Below are 20,474 nucleotides of genomic sequence, written 5' to 3' on the forward strand. Positions count from 1 at the left end.
TACGGGACCTGTCCATCCTGTTTTCTCTAAGAAAAGTCTATTTCACATGCTTTTCAAGTTCTTCTTGCGCTTTTTTATTGGATTTTTCTTTTTCTTTCTTCCATTGTTCACGCGCTTTGTCGTAGTCTTTCGCCGCTACAACCTTGTCTTGAACTTCTAAATATTTATAGTTGAAAGATTGACCCTTGTGGCCTGTCCAAGCAAAGGCTGCAGAGTATGGTACAGTCTTACGGACGCCTGGAGAAGCCCCATCTGAATGGATCGGAATCAAGAGGGCACTATCGGTCAACCAAGCTTGAGCGGCAGCATATTTTTCATAACGCTTGTTGACATCTGTGGTTTCTTTTTGAGCATCCTCAATTAATTGATCGTATTCATCAAAACCAGCTGCTTTTGCGGCCGCATTATCCGTACCAGCATCGAATCCAAAGTAGGCATTGGCATTTTCGCCAGATTTACCACTGGTGATGTCGATGTAAGAAGATGGGTCCGTATAGTCTGGTCCCCAGCCCAAGTTATTGTTTAGATCCCAGTCTTGTTGGGAAGCATTTTCAGCAAAGTAGGTAACCCGTTGCAGGTCATCATCTGAGATCATTTTCAGATCAATAACAATATTTTCTGCTCCTAAAGTTGACTCGATCGACTGTTTGAAGGATTGGGCTTGTTTGATTCCTTCCGTATAAGTCGAAGAAGTTGGAAGGTCTAAATGAATTGGGAATTCAACTCCTTGAGCCTGCAAGTCTGCCTTAGCTTTGGCAAACTCTTCTTTGGCCTTGCTTGGATTGTAGAGGGTGTCTTTTCCATCTGCGACAGAGACACCTTTCCATTCATCCCCATAAGCTTCTAAGTCTTTTTCTACTGCATCCCCAAATTGTTGGCCATTGATTTGGACAAAGTTTGGTGGCGTAAAGGTATTACGGATCACCTTATTGGCAGCAGCTTCTCCGTTTGCTTGCGCTACGTATGCCTTTCGGTTGAAGGCAAACATAATGGCTTGACGGAAGTCCTTATTTAAGATTGCTTTCTTAGTAGAAGTCTTTTGAGCATCCGTGGTCTTGGCTGTAATTTCATAAGACTGACGGTCGATGTTGAAGGAAAGATTGTAGGTAGATGAACCTTGGTCGCTAAAGACGATATCATCTTTGTGCTTCTTCTCTACACTCTTATAGTTAGAGCCACTTGGGAAGACACGGGCAACCGTATAGTCGCCTTTGTCAAATCCACGAATCAAGGATTCTGAGTCTTGTCCATCATAATAGGTCAGTTTGACTTTACTGATCTTGACATTATCTGCATCCCAGTAAGTTGGGTTCTTTTCCAATGTCGCTGAGGATTTAGAAGTGATGGATTTGATCAAATAAGGACCGCAGTAAAGGATACTAGACGGAGTAGTTCCTTGACCATAGCCATCTCCTTTAGATTTCAGGAATTCTTCATTGACCGGCATCAGGATCCCCATCGTAGTCTTGGAATTCCAGAAGCTTTCTGGTTGGCTCAAGGTATATTGGACCGTATAATCGTCAATCGCTTTCACACCAACGGTTGAGAAATCAGATGTTTTCCCTGAAACATAGTCATCCAAGCCTTTGACAGATTTTTGGACCAAGTAAATCGCTTGTGATTTCTTATCTGCCGCGTGCTTGAGACCTGTCACAAAGTCTTGGGCCTTAACCTCTCCTCCATATTCTTCCCCTTCAGAAGTCATCCATTTGACCCCTTTGCGGAGTTTATAAGTATAGGTCAAGCCATCTTTGGAAACAGTCCAGTCTTTAGCAAGTGATGGGATTAAGTTCCCATACTTGTCTACTTCCAATAATCCATCTACCGCATTTCCTGTAAACTCGGAAGTCGATTTTTTATTGGAAATCGAATAGTCGAGCGTATCTGGATCCTGGGTATAGACATAGCTATACGTCTGTCCGCCGGAACTTCCAGATTTTCCACCTGAGCAAGCTACGAGGACACCAGCTGATAAAAGCAGAGCGCTGGTAGCTAAGAGTACCTTTCCTTTGTTCATATAATTCACCTCATTATAAAAATGTTATATTCAATTTAAATTATAGCACTTTCCAGGGAAATGTAAACGCTTTTACTGCGAAATTATTCTCTTTTTTCTTTTTCTAGAATTTTTTCCGTTTTAATCCCTAACCTGTATGATATAATGGAATTTATGAATAACGGGAGACATTTACACAAACGACTAAAATACAGCCTCTTGTCCCTCCTTGTAGGAGTCTTGACATTAGGCCCTATCTCTACTGCTTTTGCGGACGATATCTATCAGCAAGAAGATGTCATGAAAATCGCAGCCGATGCTGGACTGGTATTGGATGATTTTTACAAGCCTAAGGCCGACATCGTCATCGATGCTAATACTGGAGCCATCCTATACGGAGACAATATCGACACGGTCCGAGACTCAGGCAGCATGGCCAAGCTCATGAGTGCCTATGTGGTCTTTCGGGCTCTCAAAGAAGGTAAGATCAAATACGATACCGTGGTCACAGCAACAGAGGCTGATCAAGCTATTTCGGAAAACAATTTGTTAAGTAACTCACCTATTGTAGCTGGTGTGGACTATAAGGTATCTGAATTGATCAAGATGCTCTTTGTTCCCTCTTCCAGCGCAGCTGTGATCATGCTCGCAAACGCTGTTACGGACAATGATCCCGATAAGTTTTTGGACTTAATGAATCAGTACGCGCAAGAAATGGGGATGAGCCATACCAAATGGGGCAATCCAAATGGGGCAATGATTTCGGTGCTTCAAGGCTACTACAATCCGCAACGCTACGATGTCAATGCCAATAACGAAATCACAGCGCGAGACATGTCTATTCTGGCTTATCACATCGTAAACGACCTGCCAGAAATGTTGGAATACACCAAGCAAGCTCACACCACTATCATGGAAGGAACCCCTTACGAGCAAAGCTACGATAATTACAACACTTCCCTCGAAGGTGGAAAGTTCGCCCTCAAAGGAACAGATGGCCTTAAGACAGGATCCAGCCCAACTGCTGACTACAACTACACCGCGACAACCAAGCGGGGTAAACAACGGATTATCGAAGTCATTTTGGGGGTTGGAAACTACGATGTCGAGATCGCCGAAAGCTACCGCAATCAGATCGGAAATACCTTAGCAGAGAAAATGTTTGCGGATTACCAATACAAAAAAGTTCTCTCTGCAGGGGAACACACCATCGACGGGAAGACCATTCAGCTGAAGCAAGACTTTTATGCAACCGTTAAAAAAGGCACGAATCCAGCAATTAAACTGGAAAACAACCGCCTGGTCGTCCAAAACGGCTTGCAACAGGTATCTCCAAGTATTAAGGCAGGAATGGCCGTGAGCGATTCTAAAGCAACAAACTCTAGCAGTAAACAGAAGGGACTAGATGCCATGTGGCTCTTCTGCTTCTTGCCAGCCGGAATCTTATACCTGATCTTTAAACAAACCGATCCAAAAAGAAGAAAATAGAAACAGAACTCCCATTACCATAAGGTATGGGAGTTCTTGGTTTGTCGACAAAGCCGTCTTAGGCCAAACCTTGAACGTAGGCATCTACTGCTACGATGGCTTGGGCAATATCAGAAGCCTTCACTTCAAACGGCATTTGATGGATGGTTTCTCCTTCGATGGTGGCCTGTTGGCCAACCTTGAGAAGATCTTCATAACTTGCAGTTTCAAGATGCATTTCTTTCAGAGTGGTTGGCATACCGATTTGTTGATAGAAACGAATGTATTTATTCAATTCTTCCTTAGGACGGTTTTCTAAGAACAATTGAACTAGCGTTCCGTAGGCTACTTTTTCACCGTGAGTTAAATGGTGGATGTCCCCAGTAAGGGCTGTAAAGCCATTATGGATGGCATGGGCAGCAGCTAATCCCCCACTTTCAAATCCAATACCACTGAGAAGGGTATTGGCTTCAATGATGTTTTCAAGAGCAGGAGTTACGACTTTGGCTTCACAAGCAGCCATGGCTTGGAGACCATCAGCAAATAAGGTTTCTTCACAACGTTGTGCAATGGCGACACCCGCTAAGGTTTGTCGTTGACCCAACATGGTTTTTCCATTCGCTTGCATCACTGCACGCGCTTCTACCCAAGTTGCTAGGCCATCTGCGATACCAGAGGCGAGCAAGCGTTTTGGTGCTTGAGAGATTACTTTGCTATCCACCAAGACCAATTCTGGGTTCTTAGAATAGAAGATATAGCGCTCAAAGGCACCCTCATCCGTATAGATAACCGACAAGGCGGAAACGGGAGCATCTGTAGAGGCGATGGTCGGAGCAATCACAACTGGTGATTTTAGAAGATCAGCAATAGCTTTTGCACTATCGATGGTTTTTCCTCCACCAAGTCCAATGACCAAATTACAGCCATTTTCTTCTGCCAGACTAACCACACGATTGATTTCGTTGTCAGAAGCTTCTCCATTAAAGAAGACTGGCAAAACCGTGAGCCCATTTTGACCAAGGTATTCTTCAAAACGCTTCCCTACGATATCATAGACCACTGAATCACATAGCAAAACAGGGTGATTCCCTAATTCTGAAATAGATTGCGCATTTTCAAATAAGGCATTCTCACCTTGAATGTAACGTGACGGACTTGCAAAATTTCTCATAGTCTGCTCCTTTAAAATTTATTTAGTTCACACTCATAGTAGCATTTATTTCTATGAAATTCAAAGAATTATACAAGGCTCTAATCAATTAAATTTATCTATTCACGCAGTCATTGGAAGCGCTTCGTTTTTATTTGATGAATCTTATTATCAAAAATCCCCAAAGCTAGTTTCAGTAGGTTGAAACTTGACTTTGGGGATTTTTATTTTTTTACAAGCATTGAGAAAATCAATCAATGGCTTAACTGAAGTCGAGACTACTTCCTTTGATCAACAAAACTAGTATCGCGAAATTGAACTCGCCCTAAAAGCGTCGAGAAAAAGAGAGATTGACTGGTGGGCCTGGCCCACATGGTCAATCTCCTATTTTCTTCTCGCTTTTTTTACGGGCTTAGTATCTTAATTTACCAAATAATTACACGATCCTCTGGTGCGCGCCACATGCCATCTCCTTCTTTGACATCAAAGGTTTCAAAGAATTCGTCAAAGTTTGGTAATTGGACATTGGTGCGGAGTTTTCCTGGTGCGTGGACATCGACACTTGCGAGGAGTTGCATGTACTCTGTCCGAGCTTTCATGCGCCAGATGCGAGCAAAGTTGGTGAAGAATTCTTCTGCTGAGAAATCTTCCTCTTTCTTAGCGGCTTCAAGGGCTGCAGCGATACCACCGAGGTCTGCTACGTTTTCAGAAACGGTCAATTTCCCGTTGATCTTGGCACCGTAAGAGTCTTGTCCTTCAAACTGATCGATGACTTTTTGAGTCCGAGCGGTAAAGGCTTCGTAATCTTCTGGCTTCCACCAGTCTTTCAAGCTACCATTCTCATCAAAGGAAGCACCATTGGTGTCAAAGGCGTGGGAGATTTCATGGGCAATGACTGCACCGATTCCACCGTAGTTGGCTGATGATGATTGGTGAAGGTCATAGAAAGGTGCTTGTAAAATCGCTGCTGGGAAGACGATTTGGTTTTGTTGCGGATCATAGTAGGCATTGACCAGGTGGGCTGGCATGTGCCATTCGCTTCGATCAACCGGTTGGTTCCACTTGCTCCAAGTATGGGCAATGGAAATTTCGTAAAGAGCTTGAGCATTTTCAACCAAGGTCTTGCTTTCGTCGATGATCTTCTTGGCGTATGTTTCAGGTAATTTTTCAGGGTAGCCGATATGTGGTGTGATGACATTGAGCTTGACAATGGCTTTTTCACGAGTTTCAGGAGCGAGCCAGTCTGCTTTTTCTAAGCGATCCTTGTAGACTTCAATCATGGTCGCTACTTTATGCTCTACGTCTGCTTTCGCCTCTGGTGAGAATTTTTCTCCCGCATACCAGAGTCCAAGCGCTTGGCTATATGGTACTTCTGCTAATGACAAGGCCGCCTTTTCTTTTGGACGAGGTTCTGGAATACCTGCAATCGTACGACTATATTCACCAGCCAAGACACGGATTTCTTCGGTCAAGAATAAAGTCCAATCTACGGCTGCACCGAGTTTCAATCTTGCATGAATAGTTTCCCAGTTGGCTGCTGAATAGAATGTTGGTGCGAATTCCTTCCAGAAACGCTCTTCTGGAACGATGATTTTATCCGGAGTTTGTCCGATCACTTCTGTAAAGAAAGTATCGAGTGGCAATTCTGGAACCAAGGCCTTGAAATCTGCCCACTCATAAGGATGGTAGAGTTTGTTGTACTCGGATCTTTCTTCATTTGACAAGATATATTTGGCCAATTCTGCATCCGACGCAATGACCTTATCCAGGATATCTTTGATTTCTGCCTCTGAGAATTCAAATTTAGGTAAAAGTTTTTCCATCATTTGGCGCCAGATAGCCAGTAATTCTGGGCCTTTTTCGTTACCTTCTTCATAGTAGGTCGTATCTGGCAAGATATGAGCCGGCGCTTCTCCCCACAAGACATTCATTTGGGCATTCATATAGTCTGGTGACACCATAAATGGCATGAGATTTGGTTTGCCAGCTAGTTCATAGGTCCCCAACTTGCTGGTATAGTCTTCAAAAGAAGACAGAGCCTTAATTTCATTGATCAAGGGCATGGCTGGTGCTACACCAGCTGCTTCCCGTGCATCAAAATCTGCCACCATTTTATGGTATTTGACAAAGTTTTGCAGAATGCTGTCTTCAGGCAGCTCTTCTCCCCGTTGCCATTTCCCAGTGATATCCAACATCAAGTTTTCGATGTCTCGATCTAAGTCCATAAAACCACCAGTTGACGGTTTGTCATCAGGAATCACAGCTGTCTCAGCCCATTCCCCATTGACGTAATCATAAAAATCATCTTGTAAACGTACCATGATCTTCTCGCTTTCATTCTTTTCTAATAACCTTATCAAAAATAGGAACTTTTTTCAATGATTACAAGAGATTTAAGCTAAATTATTTTAAAAATTAACTTGACTTAATTTTTTTATTTATGTATATTAATAGTAAAGGAGCAAAATCATGATTCAAATTGAACATCTAAGTGTTGCTTACCAGCAAACACTGGCCTTGGAGGATCTTTCCCTCACCATCCAGGGTCCAACCATCCTAGGCATTCTTGGACCCAACGGAGCTGGAAAATCAACCCTGATCAAGGCCATGCTAGGACTTCTCCCTCATGCGGGAAAGGTCCTGCTCGATCAAAAAGATCTCGGCCAAGCTCTTCAACGAGTGGCCTACGTCGAACAGAAATCCGCTATTGATTTCCACTTCCCCATCACGGTGCGGGAGTGTGTCTCACTGGGTCTCTATCCCCATCTTTCTATCTTCAAGAGAAAAAGCAAAGAAGATCTCCAAAAGGTGGAAAATGCCATGAAGCTTGTCAATCTTCTTGATCTAGCAGATCGCCAGATTGGTCAGCTTTCAGGAGGGCAATTCCAACGGGTCCTAATCGCCCGCTGCTTGGTCCAAGAAGCAGAGGTCATCTTTTTGGATGAGCCCTTTGCAGGGATTGACTCCGTTAGCGAAGACATCATCATGCAGACTCTAAAAACCTTGAAAAAAGAAGGCAAGACCATTCTGATCGTCCATCACGATCTCAGCAAGGTCCCTGCTTACTTCGACCAGGTCCTCCTTCTCCATCGTAAGCTGATTGCTTTTGGAAAAACAGAGGAAACCTTTACCAAGGAGAATCTGCATGCAGCCTACGGGCATGAACTCTTTATAGGAGGTGGAGTCGGATGATTACAGAATTTATCGATGGATTACAGCAATTCCACTTCTTACAGAATGCCCTGATCACAGCCATTGCCATTGGTATTGTCGCTGGAGCTGTCGGATGCTTCATTATTTTGCGAGGCATGTCTCTCATGGGAGATGCTATCTCGCACGCAGTCCTTCCAGGGGTGGCCCTGTCCTTTATCCTTGGCATCAATTTCTTTATTGGCGCCATTGTCTTTGGGCTTTTAGCTTCCATCCTTATCACCTATATCAAGAGCAACTCCATCATCAAGAGCGACACTGCTATTGGGATTACCTTCTCTTCTTTCCTCGCCTTAGGAGTCATTCTGATTGGAGTCGCAAAAAGTTCCACCGACCTCTTCCACATTCTCTTTGGGAATATCCTGGCCGTGCAAGACCAAGATATGTGGATGACCATCGGTGTTGGGGTGGCGGTCTTGCTGGTAATTGTCCTGCTCTTTCGTCCCCTACTGCTCACTTCTTTTGATCCCGTTCTGGCTCAATCCATGGGCGTTCGGGTCAAGATCTATCACTACCTCCTCATGGTGCTCTTGACTTTGGTTTCTGTCACTGCTATGCAAAGTGTCGGGACCATTCTGATCGTCGCCATGCTCATCACACCTGCTGCGACAGCCTATCTCTATGCCAATAGCCTCTGGTCCATGATGCTCTTGTCCTCTAGCCTAGGCGCTCTTGCATCCGTTCTGGGACTCTTTATTGGCTATAGTTTGAACATCGCCGTTGGGTCTTGTATTGTCCTCACTTCTGCCGTCTTCTTTCTCATCAGCTTTTTTATCGCTCCTAAGCAGAGAAAGAACAAGCACGCTCTTTCGTCTCATTAAAGGAGAAACACATGAAAAAAATCGCTTCTGTCCTCGCACTCTTTGTAGCACTCTTATTCGGTCTTCTAGCCTGTAGCAAGGGTTCTTCTTCTGGAGCTTCTGGTAAATTGAAAGTGGTCACCACCAATTCGATCCTTGCAGATATGACCAAAAACATTGCTGGGGATAAGATCGAGCTCCACAGTATCGTTCCCGTCGGCAAAGATCCCCACGAATACGAACCGCTGCCAGAAGATGTCAAAAAAACTTCACAAGCAGACCTGATCTTCTATAATGGGATCAACCTCGAAACCGGTGGCAATGCTTGGTTCACTAAATTGGTCAAAAATGCCAATAAAGTAGAAAACAAGGATTATTTCGCAGTGAGCGAGGGAGTCGATGTCATCTACCTAGAAGGCCAAAACCAAGCTGGAAAAGAAGACCCTCACGCTTGGCTCAATCTCGAAAACGGGATCCTCTACGCTAAAAACATTGCCAAACAATTAATCGCCAAAGATCCAAAAAATAAGGACTTCTACGAAAAGAATCTAGCTGCTTATACTGAAAAACTCAGTAAGCTGGACCAAGAAGCCAAACAAAAATTCAACAATATCCCAGAGGAGAAGAAGATGATCGTGACCAGCGAAGGCTGCTTCAAGTACTTCTCCAAAGCCTATGGGGTCCCATCTGCCTATATCTGGGAAATCAATACGGAAGAAGAAGGCACACCTGACCAAATCAAAACGCTGGTAGAAAAGCTCCGTCAAACCAAGGTGCCGGCCCTCTTTGTTGAATCCAGTGTCGATGAACGTCCTATGAAAACTGTGTCTAAAGATACCGACATCCCAATCTATGCAAAAATCTTCACTGATTCCATTGCCAAAGAAGGAGAAAAGGGCGATAGCTACTACAGCATGATGAAATGGAACTTAGACAAGATCGCAGAAGGATTGAGTCAGTAGCCCCTTCAGATTTCTAAACAAATCAGTGGCCCTTCCCCCTTCATTGATGTACAATGAAAAGAAAAAAGGAGTCTTTGCTATGACAACATTTTTAGGAAACCCTGTTACCTTTACCGGATCTCAACTGCAAGTAGGGGAAATGGCTCATGATTTTTCATTGATCACTCCAGCTCTGGAGAAGAAATCTTTAGCTGATTTTGCTGGCAAGAAAAAAGTCCTCAGCATCATCCCATCCATCGACACAGGGATCTGTTCGATGCAAACACGTCACTTCAACAAGACCTTATCGGACTTGGAAGACACTGTCGTCTTGACGGTCTCTGTCGACCTTCCTTTTGCTCAAGGTAAATGGTGCGCTGCTGAAGGACTCGACAATGCTATCATGCTCTCAGACTACTACGACCATTCCTTCGGGAAGGCTTATGGCCTCTTGATCAATGAATGGCACTTGCTTGCGCGCGCTGTCTTGGTCTTAGATGCAGACAACAAAGTGACTTACGTTGAGTACCTAGACAACATCAACAGCGAACCCAATTATGACGCTGCAATCGAAGCTGTCAAAGCACTTGGATAAACATAAAAAGAGGTCTGCGACCTCTTTTCTGTATCTACAAAATCTGTTCAGAGACTTTCCTTAGGTGTGTTTCTAAGAAGCCTTTGTCTTCAATCCAAAAGAGGACTACTATAAAATCCGATGGAGTCCATTCTGTAAGAGAACGCGCCAGCGTAAGCGAGGGATGCCTCTGAGGAAACGCCGCACGCGCTGTGCCACTTGTTGCTTGTAGCTCTTGCCTCCTTGTGCAAAGCCCCCTTTTCGACTCCAGTAGCCTTCGACACTGCGATCATTTTTAGGGGCTAGATAGCGAACACCTTGACGATAAAGGACCTGCTTCCGAAAGGCTGGGTCCCAAGCTTTGACGGGGTCAATATCTAAGTCCTTATGGGTCCGTCCCCTAGCCAGCCCGTAGTTAAAACTAGCCCCATTGACAATGCCATTTTCAGAAACTTCTACTGGATCGACTTCATTGAGAAAACGCCCGGCTTGATCGAGAATATACTCCGTATGAAAATTTAATAAGACCTTGAAATTGACTTGTTGGGAGGCCCCTGATGGATAATGAAGGTGACCATCTGGCCCTAGGGAGACCTTGTTGTGAAGACGGGCAGCCGCATAAGCATCCACCGTGACCGCTCTAGCCTTTTGTAGGTAAGCTTGTAAGGCCTCCTCGTCAGTCTGTCCAGCTCTGGCCTCATGCGTCCGAATCCATTGGGCTTGGTAACTTGAAAGTAGGTAGCGCAACTGGTGAACCTGGCGTTTCAAGAGCTGATCTCCCGACTGATCTGCCAAGGGATCCTTTTCAAAGGCAACCTGCACGACGCGTGAAAAAGCCTTCCAAAAGTCGGAACCTGGCGGACAATCTGGAGCCATCCTACTCAGAAGAAAGGCTGTTTCCTCGCAAGTTCCAGACAGGTCACTTGGCATAAGAAGAATTTTCATGACTCCCCTCAGCAAGTCTTGGGCAGCCGTTTCCGTTAGATCTTTGATCTCTTGAAACCACATATTTTGAAACAGAGGACTGGCAAAGAAAAAGACAGACTGGTATTGTTCTTGGTAGGCTTGTGGATCTTTCAATCCCTGCAAGTGCTTCTCTAGATAGGCTAAACTACTCTCTCTCCAGCCTAATCTCACTAATTCCCGTCTGTTCATAGTGCCGTCCTTTCTATGCTTCTATACTACCATCTTTTGGAGCTTGAGACAATTCTCATTACTCCACTAGCGTTTTTGAGGAGATTTTTGATATACTAGAAGTGAGCGAAGAAAAGAGGAAAGCATGACACCAAACAAAGAAGATTACCTCAAGTGCATTTATGAAATTGGCACAGAAGTAGAAAAAATTAGCAACAAGGAAATCGCGAGTCGCATGCAGGTCTCTCCACCCGCTGTGACCGAGATGATTAAGCGCATGATCTCAGAGGGTCTCTTGGTGAAGGACAAGTCTCGTGGGTATTTGCTAACGGATCTAGGATCGCAGTTGGTCTCTGATCTCTACCGCAAGCACCGCTTGATCGAAGTATTTCTTCTGGAAAAACTTGACTATACAACTGAAGAAGTCCATGAAGAGGCAGAAGTTCTCGAGCATACCGTTTCTGAACATTTCATTGACCAGCTGGATCACATGCTTGGAACTCCTAAGACCTGCCCTCACGGTGGGACAATTCCAAAGAAAGGCGAAAGGCTTGTCGAAGCCTACCAAGACCGTCTCAGCGAAGCGACCCAACCTGGTCTGTATATTCTGCAAAGGGTCCATGACACCTATGAATTGCTAAAATTCTTAGACCAGATCCATCTCCAGATTGGGGATACTATCGCGTTTCAACGATATGATGACTACACAGGCCTCTATCACTTCGTTATCCATGGACAAGAAATTTCTATCAACCAAGTGATCGCCCAACAACTCTATATCGAAAAACATGCAGTCTAAACCGACTGCATGTTTTCTTACTTATGGATTTTTTGTATCTAACAAAATCGTCACTGGACCATCATTGATCAATTCAATCGCCATATCGGCCCCAAAGATCCCTCGTTTGACAGGGACTTCTTTTTCTAATTGGTCATTAAAGGCATCATATAACTGACTGGCCATATCTGGCTTGGCAGCTCCTGTAAAAGCAGGACGGTTGCCTTTTTTGGTATCCGCAAAGAGGGTAAATTGAGAGATCGATAAGATTTCCCCTTGGATATCTTTGACCGAAAGATTCATCTTATCTTCCTCATCTGAGAAAATACGCATCTGCGATACCTTGCGAACCGCATAATCCAAATCCTTCTGGTCATCCTCAGGCCCCACTCCCACTAGAAGCAACAAGCCTTGCTGAATCGCATTGTAGACTTGACCATCAATGGAAACTGAGGCACTCTTAACCCGTTGAATCACTAATTTCATTTGATTATCCTATTTTATAAATCTATTTGGCATTCACTACTAACCTTCAAAGAACATCAACTTCAGACAAGGCAGTGAGATGCAGGCAGACTAGCTGAAAAGCAACGGCTGTTCAGTCGCTTTTAGAGCAAGGCAACGAGACGAGCTAACGAAGCCATAAAAGATAACTGAGCAGCCGACTAGCCGTTGGTACGCTTAACAGAGTATACCTCCGGCACACTCTTAATCTTATCCACAACCGTTGTCAACATCGATAGGTTCGGAATCCCAAAGGAAATGTGGATATTGGCAAATTTCATGTCTTTGGTTGGTTGGGCATTGACAGTTGAGATCATCTTAGCTGTATTGGAGAGGACTTGGAGTACATCGTTAAGAAGTCCGGCACGGTTGAGTCCATAAATATCGATATGGGCGATGTAGTCTTTAGTCGTGTTGTTATCTTCCCATTCTACATCAATCAAGCGTTGCTCGTAGTTGTCTTGAGCGCGAAGATTCATGCAGTCTCGGCGGTGAATCGCGACACCACGCCCTTTGGTGATGTAGCCGACAATTTCATCGCCTGGAACTGGATTACAGCACTTAGCAATCCGAATCAAGAGGCCAGAAGCTCCTTGGATAACCACGCCGCCTTCATGACGGACCTTCAAGGTATCTTTTTTATTTTCAACCTTGACCTCGCCACCTTTGACCAGCTCTTCTGCTTCTGCGCGTGCCTTAGCCCGCTCTTCTTCTCGGCGTTCATCCTCCGTCAAGCGGTTAAAGATGGTAATAGCCCCAATCTCTCCAAAACCAATCGCCGCAAACAAGGCTTCTTCTGTCTTATAGCTTGATTTTTGTAGCACTTTGTCCATGTGCTTTTTATCCATGAACTTATTGGCTACCAAGTCATGCTCGTGGAATTGGGCCATCAAGAGGTCACGGCCACGGTTAATAGACAATTCCTTGTCTTGATTTTTAAAGAATTGACGGATCTTGTTGCGCGCCTTGCTAGTTTTAACAAGGGTCAACCAGTCACGACTCGGACCAAAGGAATTGGCATTGGTGATAATCTCCACCTGATCTCCCGTCCGAAGTTTGGTATTGAGGGGCACCATCCGGCCGTTGACCTTGGCACCAATCGCTTTTTCCCCAACCTTGGTGTGGATCTCATAGGCAAAATCGATCGGTCCGGAATCTTTGGGAAGCGAGCGCACGGTTCCGTCTGGAGTGAAGACGTAAATCTCTTCTGCCAGGATGTCTTCTTTTACATTTTCTACGAATTCCTTGGCATCGCCTGACTGGTCTTGGAGCTCCATCATCTCCTTGATCCAGTTCATCCCAATAGCAGATTCCTTACTGTTGACTTGACCTTTGATCCCTTTTTTATAGGCCCAGTGAGCCGCAACCCCGTACTCAGCGACTTCATGCATTTCCTTGGTTCGGATCTGGAATTCAATCGGTCCTTTAGGGCCATATACAGTCGTATGGATAGACTGATAGCCATTGGCCTTCCGGTTGGCAATATAGTCCTTAAAACGCCCCGGCATCGGCTTCCAGAGCTCATGGATGTAGCCTAGCATAGCATAAACATCACTTGGAGTATCCAGGATGCAGCGGATGGCAATCAAGTCATAGATTTCATCAAAGCGTTTCTTCTTATCCTGCATTTTGCGATAGATCGAATAGATATGCTTTGGTCGACCATAAATTTTCCCATGCAGATGGCGTTCCCCAGCATAGGTCTCAATCTTGTGGACAACCTCTTCGACCAACTCTTCTCGCTCGCGACGTTTTTCCTTCATCATATGCGAAATCTTGTAGAATTCGACTTCATTCAGATAACGGAAGGACAAATCCTCAAGTTCCCATTTGACGCTGGAAATCCCGAGACGGTGGGCTAGTGGTGCATAGATCTCCATGGTCTCACGCGAAATGCGCTCTTGCTTATCCTTGCGCAAATGCTTGAGGGTACGCATATTATGCAAGCGGTCTGCCAATTTGACCAAAATAACACGGATATCTTGAGACATAGCCATGAGCATCTTGCGATGGTTTTCCGCCAACTGCTCTTCATGGGACTTGTACTTGACCTTCCCGAGCTTGGTCACCCCATCGACAATCACGCGCACATCATGACCAAATTCGCGCTCTAAATCATCTAAAGTCGCATCCGTATCTTCCACGACATCATGCAAAAAGCCACAGGCGACCGTCACAGCATCCAGTTTCAGCTTGGCAAGGATTCCTGCCACTTGAATCGGGTGAATGATATAAGGCTCGCCAGACTGACGGAATTGCCCATTATGGCAATCAACCGCATAGACCAAAGCCTTTTGCACAAAAGCAACATCTTCAGGTGATAAATATTTTTTTGTAAGGGCAACGACTTGGTCCCCTGTTAAATTCTCTTCTTTCGGCATGTATTTTCTCCAGTTTCTTGGATACTATTTTAACACTTTTAGAAGCAGATGGGAACCAATGAAGCTACTTTAATATACGGATACTACTTTGTCTTACAAAACTCTTGCAAAGCGTTTAACTCCAATTTTTTTCTTCCAACCCCTTCTTTAACAGAGTTTGAAAATTTTCCAGCCAAATCCGAATCAATAGTTCCAATAACCTGATCTAGAGAACTTTCAAGTTCTGTTAAACTAGATGAAATTCTTTTTTTAATGCTTTTTTGGTCAACAGTTGCCTTTGTTAAGGCTATTTTCCCCATAAATTTAACACTAAGAAGAGCTGCCATGAAACGCTTATCTTCGTATGTTAAATCATTTGTAAGATCAATTTTCGACATACATATCCTTTCGTAATTTTGCAATCTCATTCGCATATTTTTCAGAGGCTACCTGTAATTCTTTTTGTTTTAGCTGATGCGCTTCCTCAATATGAGCTAGTTTGTGATAGTACTCTGCATTCAATTCTTCATAAACATCTGATAATTCCCGATAATAATCCGATAAAATTTCCGTATTACCCATCGTCTTAGAGAAATGTCCGACTTCCTCTTCCATCATTTCAATATTTTGTTTTGTAAAACAGTACTGGTCATGGATATGATTCATTCTTTTTTCTAGTTCTTTCATTTCCAATTTTAATTCTTCTTCAGTACCATTCCATTTTTCTTCTACTTCTCTAATCGCATTAATGTATTCAATATCTTTGTTACCCATTCTTTACCATTGCAATTGAAGTTGGCTTGCTAGAGCAACATCCGTGCCTATTACAGTTGCAATTCCTTTCGCTATGTCTGTTGATAGACTAAAAATACTTTCTTTTATTTTTAGAGTATCTTTTTTAATTTTTTCTAATTCTGTGATGCGATTCGTCTCAATCGTTTCTTTTGTTGCACCAATTTGAGCAAGTGCGCTTATGATATCACTTTCTGTACAACGGGTCCCTAATACAGTTGAACGGCAAGAAATTAATAACGTCTCCCAGGTTCCTTTTATATCCGCAATTCGGAAATCACAGACAGCTAAAATATAATCAGAGGCAATGAGAGTAAACTCCTTCAGCGACTCCACTATTCCCATTGCCTGAGTCGTATCCATGAAAATAAGGTCACTTCCAGAAAGTCCACTCTTTTTCCAAGACTCCAATGCTTGTTTCTTTAACTGCAGTTGTTCTTTTGTCTGCTTTATTCGAGCTAACCGATAGTCATCTAAACTCTCTTCTTTGACGTTCAAGTAGCCAGCCTTGTAGTCGTAGCCACCCCACATATGTTGTTTTCCTAAATTGCCTGCATCCTTACTGTCAATCCGAACAAGTGTTCCAACAACTCCTTCATTCCCCTCTTCAGAATGTTCCCATGTGACCAAGTCACGCTTGTCTATAAAATTAAAAATTTTATATTTAATCTTATCGACCTGTTTCTTTTCTGCATCACTTAACTGTGGATAAAGGTTGGGTGCTTCATATATATAAGCCCCATCAATTCTATCTAAATATTTATCCTCCAAAGAACCCAGTGAAGATTGGATATTTAACCCCCCTAAAGAATGAGCATAAAATTTGAAACGCGCATTCGGATATCTATCCATTGCTGCTTTTACTTCTTTCGAAGCCGCATCAAGCTGGGAGGTTTTCCCAGTTTTGATTCCAAGTCTCTTGGCCATTGATATTTGTAATGCAGTCGGGGCATCGGTGAGCACCCAATCATCTACGGCTCCCATGAAATTTTTATCAAATTTAGCTTCCGATCCCTCAAACAAAATTGTTACTTCATGCACATCTTCTGGTCTGCTTTCATGAGTGATTTTTTTATCTGTCACAATATATCCATTTAAACCAGATAGAGCTCCTTGAAACCGTGCTTTCAAGTCTTCGAGAGAGGAAACCATATCCTCTTCTGGTGCCTGTCCAAAAACTTCAGAAACATAGCCTATTGTTTTTTTCTTATTATCTGTATCAATTTTTACTTTATTTCCAACTTTGTATTTCGTATATTCCTGCCATGCAATATCATTCTTTTGTTCATCATTAAATACCATTTTTAATCTCCTATTAGATTCTGTAGTTCTGTAGACTCAGACATCCCTACAGATCTAATCGGGCCATCTTCACTACTCTTCCTCAATCCCATACTTCCAGTTATCTCTTTATTTCCATTTATAGTCACTTCAAACATTATCCCCCCCATTGGATTGTGTTCGATCGTCTTGTCATCAATTTCATACGATTTGATCTTGCCTTTTGGTGTCAAGGCATCTGGATCTGTTGCCTTTAGTTCTTCTTCTATCAATTTTTCCACTTCTTTACTATGGACAATCTGAACCATTTCATGTTGAAAATCAAGATGGTTCTTTACAAGTAGACCTCCCCATACCAAGACTCCTAATAGTAGTACTCCAAATATATAACGACCGATTTTTCTTTTTGGTTTCATCTTCATCCTCCATAAAGTGTTAGTAGTATCACTTTACACTATTTAGTTTTCAAATTTATTACTCTTACTTTAATAATTCGTAAAAATTTTCAAAAAAAGACCCTTTTAAAAAATTTTTTCTAAATATACAAAGCGCTCAAAGAAAATATATTTCATATTCGAATAGAATATGCTTTTCTTTTATTTTGATTATCATTTCTTTTCTACCAGATCTTGAAACTCAATAGATTTACGCACTCCCACTTGTTCGATTGGTGCATCCTTACTATCTTTTCGTAATCCAAAATTTTCGGTTATTTCTTTGTCTCCATTAATGATGATACGAAACATAATCCCTCCCATTGGATTGCGTTCAATCGTTTCATCATCAATTTCATACGATTGGATCTTACCTTTTGGTGTTAAGGCATTTGGATCCAATTCCTTCAGTTCTTCTTCTATTATTTTTTCTACTTCCTTACTATGAACAATCTGAACCATTTCATTTTGAAAATCAAGATGGTTTTTTACAAGTAAACCTACCCATATCAAAATTCCTAATAGCAACACTCCAAATATATAACGACAATTTTTTCTTTTTGGTTTCATCTTCATCCTCATAAATTCCTAGTCGTATCGCTTTACATTATTTAGTTTTCAATTTTATTACTCTTACTTTATTAATTTGGAAGAAAATTTGGAAAAAAGCTAAATAAACAACCCGATTGCTTCCATTTATGATTGATTTCCCCGCAAATATCAAGCTTACTCTTCCATAAGTTCTTGAAGACCTACAGAGGTATCCATCCCTACAGACTCAATAGGGCCATCTTCACTACGTTTCCATAATCCCATACTACCTGTTATTTTTTTATCTCCATTAATTATTACCTCAAACATAATTCCTCCCATAGGATTGTGTTCGATCGTTTCGTCATCAATTTCATACGATTGAATTTTTCCTTTTTCTGTAAACGCATCCGGGTCTTTCTGTTTCAAATCATATACAATTAACTCTTTCACTTCCTTACTATGTACAATTCGGACCATTTCTTGTTGGAATTCTAGATGATCCTTTACTTTTGATCCTACCCAGATCAAGATCCCAACAACTATCGCAGAAAATACCAAACGTCGTCTATTCTTTATTTTATTCATATGCACCTCTCCTCACTACTATAATTCGTAAAAATTTTTGAAAATAGAAGATTTTTGTAAAAAATAACGAAGCGATTTATTCACTTCGTTAGTTTATTAATTCTGTAACAACACTCACGGCGCTGAGAGCATAGAGTGGGGCTGTTTCTGCTCGTAGGATGCGAGGCCCAAGCCCTGCTAACACTGCTCCTTTAGCTGTAAAACTTTCAATTTCTGCAGGGGAGAGTCCGCCCTCTGGTCCAAAGATAAAGAGCAGTTTACTTCCAGCTTCTAATCCGGTCAGCGACTGAATCAGAGCGGCTGCCTCTCCTTCTTTGGCCGACTCTTCATAGGCCACCACGATCCGGTCAAACTGGTCTAACTGAGCCAGAAAGTCTGCCTTTTTCTCAAAAAGGGTAATGCTTGGAACCAAATTCCGCTTGCTTTGCTCGGCTGCTCCAAGGGCGATTTTTTCTAATTTTTCGACCTTTTTCCCCAATTTCTTGCCATCCCATTTGGCAACGGACCAGTCTGCAGGAAAGGCCCAGATTTGGCTAGCACCGAGTTCCGTTACTTTTTGAGTGATGAACTCAAGCTTGTCTCCCTTGGGAAAGCCTGATGCAATGGTCACTTGGACTGGCAGTTCCACATTATCAGCTAATTCTTCGATTAGCTCCAATTGACGGGCTTCCACATTGACCACGCGCGCCAAGCGCTTGATCCCATCATCAAAGACTAGAGTAACTTCGTCCTCTTCTTTTAAGCGCATGACCTGAAACATGTGCTTGCTGGTTTCCTTGTCCTCTATGGTGACAGGTGAGCTAGCCAAGCCTTTTACAAAATACTGCTGCATGCTAGCCTCCAATCACACCGGAGACATCCTTGGTCTTCTTGAAGACGCAGGCATTCCATTCCCCTTGGATCATGTGGGTTTCAAGGAAAAATCCAGCCGACTCAGCCGACTCACGCACCATGTCCCACTTGTCCTTGATAATACCACTCATGATCAGGTAACCTTCATCCTTGACCAAACGATAAGCATCCTCTGTCAGATGGATCAGGATATCCGCCAAGATATTGGCCACGATGACATCTGCCTCAATCTCCACGCCTTTAAGCAAATCGCCTGGGGCTACATGAATGTTTTCCATACCCGGATTGAGCTCAATATTTTCCTGAGCGACGCGAACCGCTACGTCATCCAAGTCATAGGCAAAGATTTCCTTAGCGCCAAGAAGCGAGCTGGCAATAGAAAGAACACCGGAACCTGTCCCCACATCCAGCACTGTCTCCCCACCACGAAGGACCTGCTCTAAGGCAAAGAGGCTCATCTTGGTTGTCGGGTGGGTTCCTGTTCCAAAGGCCATACCAGGATCCAGCTTGATAATCTTTTCTCCCGCCGTTGCCTCATAGTCTGTCCATGACGGCACGATGGTCAAGTCATGAGTGATACGAGCTGGTTCATAGTATTTCTTCCAGTTGTCTGCCCAGTCTTCCTCAGCCAAGGCAGTCGTCCCCATCTTGACCTCTCCTAGATCCATAAAATCTATCAATTCTGCTAAGCGAGCCTGCAAGTCCGCTTCAACCGCTGCTACATCAACCGTTTCCGGGTAGTAGGCCGTCACCACGATCTCTTCTTGTTGCTCGACATCAGGAAAGATCTCACCAAAGCGGTCCACATTGCCCACATAGTCCATGCTGTCTTCGATTGCGACCCCTTGGGCACCCAGCTCAATCAAGAGATTAGAAACCAACTCCTCTCCCTCACGCTTTACTGTAACCTTTAACTCTTGCCATGTCTCCATCTGATTCTCCTTACTATCCATTATATTCCTTGAGCACATCTGCATAATATTTTTTCATCGCCTTGCGAAGTTGTCTCTTGTATCGACCAATCTTATGGTAATAGACTGAAAGATATGTCGGTATAAATAAAACAACAAACAACACTAAAA

20 protein-coding genes are annotated in these 20,474 nt (G+C 43.2%); 6 read left to right on the plus strand and 14 right to left on the minus strand.

The genetic code is table 11. The annotated features are described in order from the left end of the window. Positions 1-37 precede the first annotated feature (37 nt). Entirely contained in the window at positions 38-2,017 is a 1,980-nt protein-coding gene (locus O3605_RS03640; protein WP_371585272.1) for a peptide ABC transporter substrate-binding protein, read from the minus strand. Positions 2,018-2,161: 144 nt separating this feature from the next. On the opposite strand from O3605_RS03640, the gene O3605_RS03645 reads away from it, so the two are divergent. Beyond that, positions 2,162-3,484 (plus strand): DUF1958 domain-containing protein, encoded by a 1,323-nt coding sequence (locus O3605_RS03645; RefSeq protein WP_371585273.1) that lies wholly within the window; start codon positions 2,162-2,164, stop codon positions 3,482-3,484. Positions 3,485-3,542: 58 nt separating this feature from the next. On the opposite strand, the gene O3605_RS03650 is transcribed toward O3605_RS03645, so the two are convergent. Beyond that, the gene (locus tag O3605_RS03650; RefSeq protein ID WP_070505338.1) at positions 3,543-4,634 is read right to left on the minus strand and encodes a glycerol dehydrogenase; all 1,092 of its coding nucleotides are present in this window, start codon (positions 4,632-4,634) and stop codon (positions 3,543-3,545) included. 404 nt (positions 4,635-5,038) lie between these two features. After that, the gene (locus O3605_RS03655) at positions 5,039-6,934 is read right to left on the minus strand and encodes a M13 family metallopeptidase (RefSeq protein ID WP_371585274.1); all 1,896 of its coding nucleotides are present in this window, start codon (positions 6,932-6,934) and stop codon (positions 5,039-5,041) included. A gap of 148 nt (positions 6,935-7,082) precedes the next feature. Between O3605_RS03655 and O3605_RS03660 the strand changes: the two genes are divergently transcribed. From O3605_RS03660 to tpx, 4 genes are all read left to right on the plus strand, one after another. Next, on the plus strand, positions 7,083-7,805 hold the full coding sequence (locus O3605_RS03660; protein ID WP_371585275.1) for a metal ABC transporter ATP-binding protein: 723 nt from the start codon (positions 7,083-7,085) through the stop codon (positions 7,803-7,805). Beyond that, entirely contained in the window at positions 7,802-8,644 is an 843-nt protein-coding gene (locus O3605_RS03665) for a metal ABC transporter permease (protein ID WP_003009914.1), read from the plus strand. The genes O3605_RS03660 and O3605_RS03665 overlap by 4 nt, the downstream gene beginning before the upstream one ends. Positions 8,645-8,655: 11 nt before the next feature. Beyond that, positions 8,656-9,585 (plus strand): metal ABC transporter substrate-binding lipoprotein/fibrin-binding adhesin FimA, encoded by a 930-nt coding sequence (gene fimA / locus O3605_RS03670; RefSeq protein ID WP_371585276.1) that lies wholly within the window; start codon positions 8,656-8,658, stop codon positions 9,583-9,585. A 79-nt stretch (positions 9,586-9,664) separates the two neighbouring features. Next, positions 9,665-10,159 (plus strand): thiol peroxidase, encoded by a 495-nt coding sequence (gene tpx / locus O3605_RS03675; protein WP_371585277.1) that lies wholly within the window; start codon positions 9,665-9,667, stop codon positions 10,157-10,159. Positions 10,160-10,267: 108 nt separating this feature from the next. On the opposite strand, the gene O3605_RS03680 is transcribed toward tpx, so the two are convergent. Beyond that, positions 10,268-11,293 carry a DUF3114 domain-containing protein gene (locus O3605_RS03680; RefSeq protein ID WP_371585278.1) on the minus strand — a complete coding sequence of 342 codons (1,026 nt, stop codon included), beginning with the start codon at positions 11,291-11,293 and terminating at the stop codon, positions 10,268-10,270. A gap of 124 nt (positions 11,294-11,417) precedes the next feature. Between O3605_RS03680 and O3605_RS03685 the strand changes: the two genes are divergently transcribed. Beyond that, positions 11,418-12,071 (plus strand): metal-dependent transcriptional regulator, encoded by a 654-nt coding sequence (locus tag O3605_RS03685; RefSeq protein WP_118228533.1) that lies wholly within the window; start codon positions 11,418-11,420, stop codon positions 12,069-12,071. Positions 12,072-12,092: 21 nt separating this feature from the next. Here the strand turns inward: O3605_RS03685 and dtd are convergent, their stop codons facing one another. The 10 genes from dtd to prmA all read right to left on the minus strand — a co-directional run bounded on the left by dtd (position 12,093) and on the right by prmA (position 20,324). Beyond that, positions 12,093-12,536, minus strand: a complete 444-nt coding sequence (gene dtd / locus O3605_RS03690; protein WP_049486459.1) for a D-aminoacyl-tRNA deacylase — start codon at positions 12,534-12,536, stop codon at positions 12,093-12,095. A gap of 179 nt (positions 12,537-12,715) precedes the next feature. After that, on the minus strand, positions 12,716-14,935 hold the full coding sequence (locus tag O3605_RS03695) for a RelA/SpoT family protein (protein ID WP_070465231.1): 2,220 nt from the start codon (positions 14,933-14,935) through the stop codon (positions 12,716-12,718). An 83-nt stretch (positions 14,936-15,018) separates the two neighbouring features. Continuing rightward, on the minus strand, positions 15,019-15,312 hold the full coding sequence (locus O3605_RS03700) for a hypothetical protein (protein ID WP_014712819.1): 294 nt from the start codon (positions 15,310-15,312) through the stop codon (positions 15,019-15,021). Next, on the minus strand, positions 15,299-15,688 hold the full coding sequence (locus O3605_RS03705) for a hypothetical protein (protein WP_134974654.1): 390 nt from the start codon (positions 15,686-15,688) through the stop codon (positions 15,299-15,301). The genes O3605_RS03700 and O3605_RS03705 overlap by 14 nt, the downstream gene beginning before the upstream one ends. Before the next feature lie 3 nt (positions 15,689-15,691). Then, a complete protein-coding gene (locus O3605_RS03710) occupies positions 15,692-17,008 on the minus strand; it encodes a hypothetical protein (protein WP_134974653.1) in 1,317 nt (438 codons plus the stop codon). 2 nt (positions 17,009-17,010) lie between these two features. After that, positions 17,011-17,403 (minus strand): DUF1310 family protein, encoded by a 393-nt coding sequence (locus tag O3605_RS03715; RefSeq protein ID WP_134974652.1) that lies wholly within the window; start codon positions 17,401-17,403, stop codon positions 17,011-17,013. Between the two features lie 192 nt (positions 17,404-17,595). Next, positions 17,596-17,991 carry a DUF1310 family protein gene (locus O3605_RS03720; protein ID WP_371585279.1) on the minus strand — a complete coding sequence of 132 codons (396 nt, stop codon included), beginning with the start codon at positions 17,989-17,991 and terminating at the stop codon, positions 17,596-17,598. Between the two features lie 156 nt (positions 17,992-18,147). Continuing rightward, complete coding sequence (locus O3605_RS03725) at positions 18,148-18,540, minus strand: DUF1310 family protein (RefSeq protein WP_134974546.1); 393 nt, start codon at positions 18,538-18,540, stop codon at positions 18,148-18,150. A gap of 88 nt (positions 18,541-18,628) precedes the next feature. Further along, on the minus strand, positions 18,629-19,372 hold the full coding sequence (locus O3605_RS03730; RefSeq protein WP_371585280.1) for a 16S rRNA (uracil(1498)-N(3))-methyltransferase: 744 nt from the start codon (positions 19,370-19,372) through the stop codon (positions 18,629-18,631). 1 nt (position 19,373) lies between these two features. After that, on the minus strand, positions 19,374-20,324 hold the full coding sequence (gene prmA / locus O3605_RS03735) for a 50S ribosomal protein L11 methyltransferase (protein WP_371585281.1): 951 nt from the start codon (positions 20,322-20,324) through the stop codon (positions 19,374-19,376). Positions 20,325-20,474 lie beyond the last annotated feature (150 nt).

The organism is Streptococcus sp. 27098_8_99 (assembly GCF_041431935.1).
GTDB lineage: Bacteria > Bacillota > Bacilli > Lactobacillales > Streptococcaceae > Streptococcus > Streptococcus parasanguinis_D.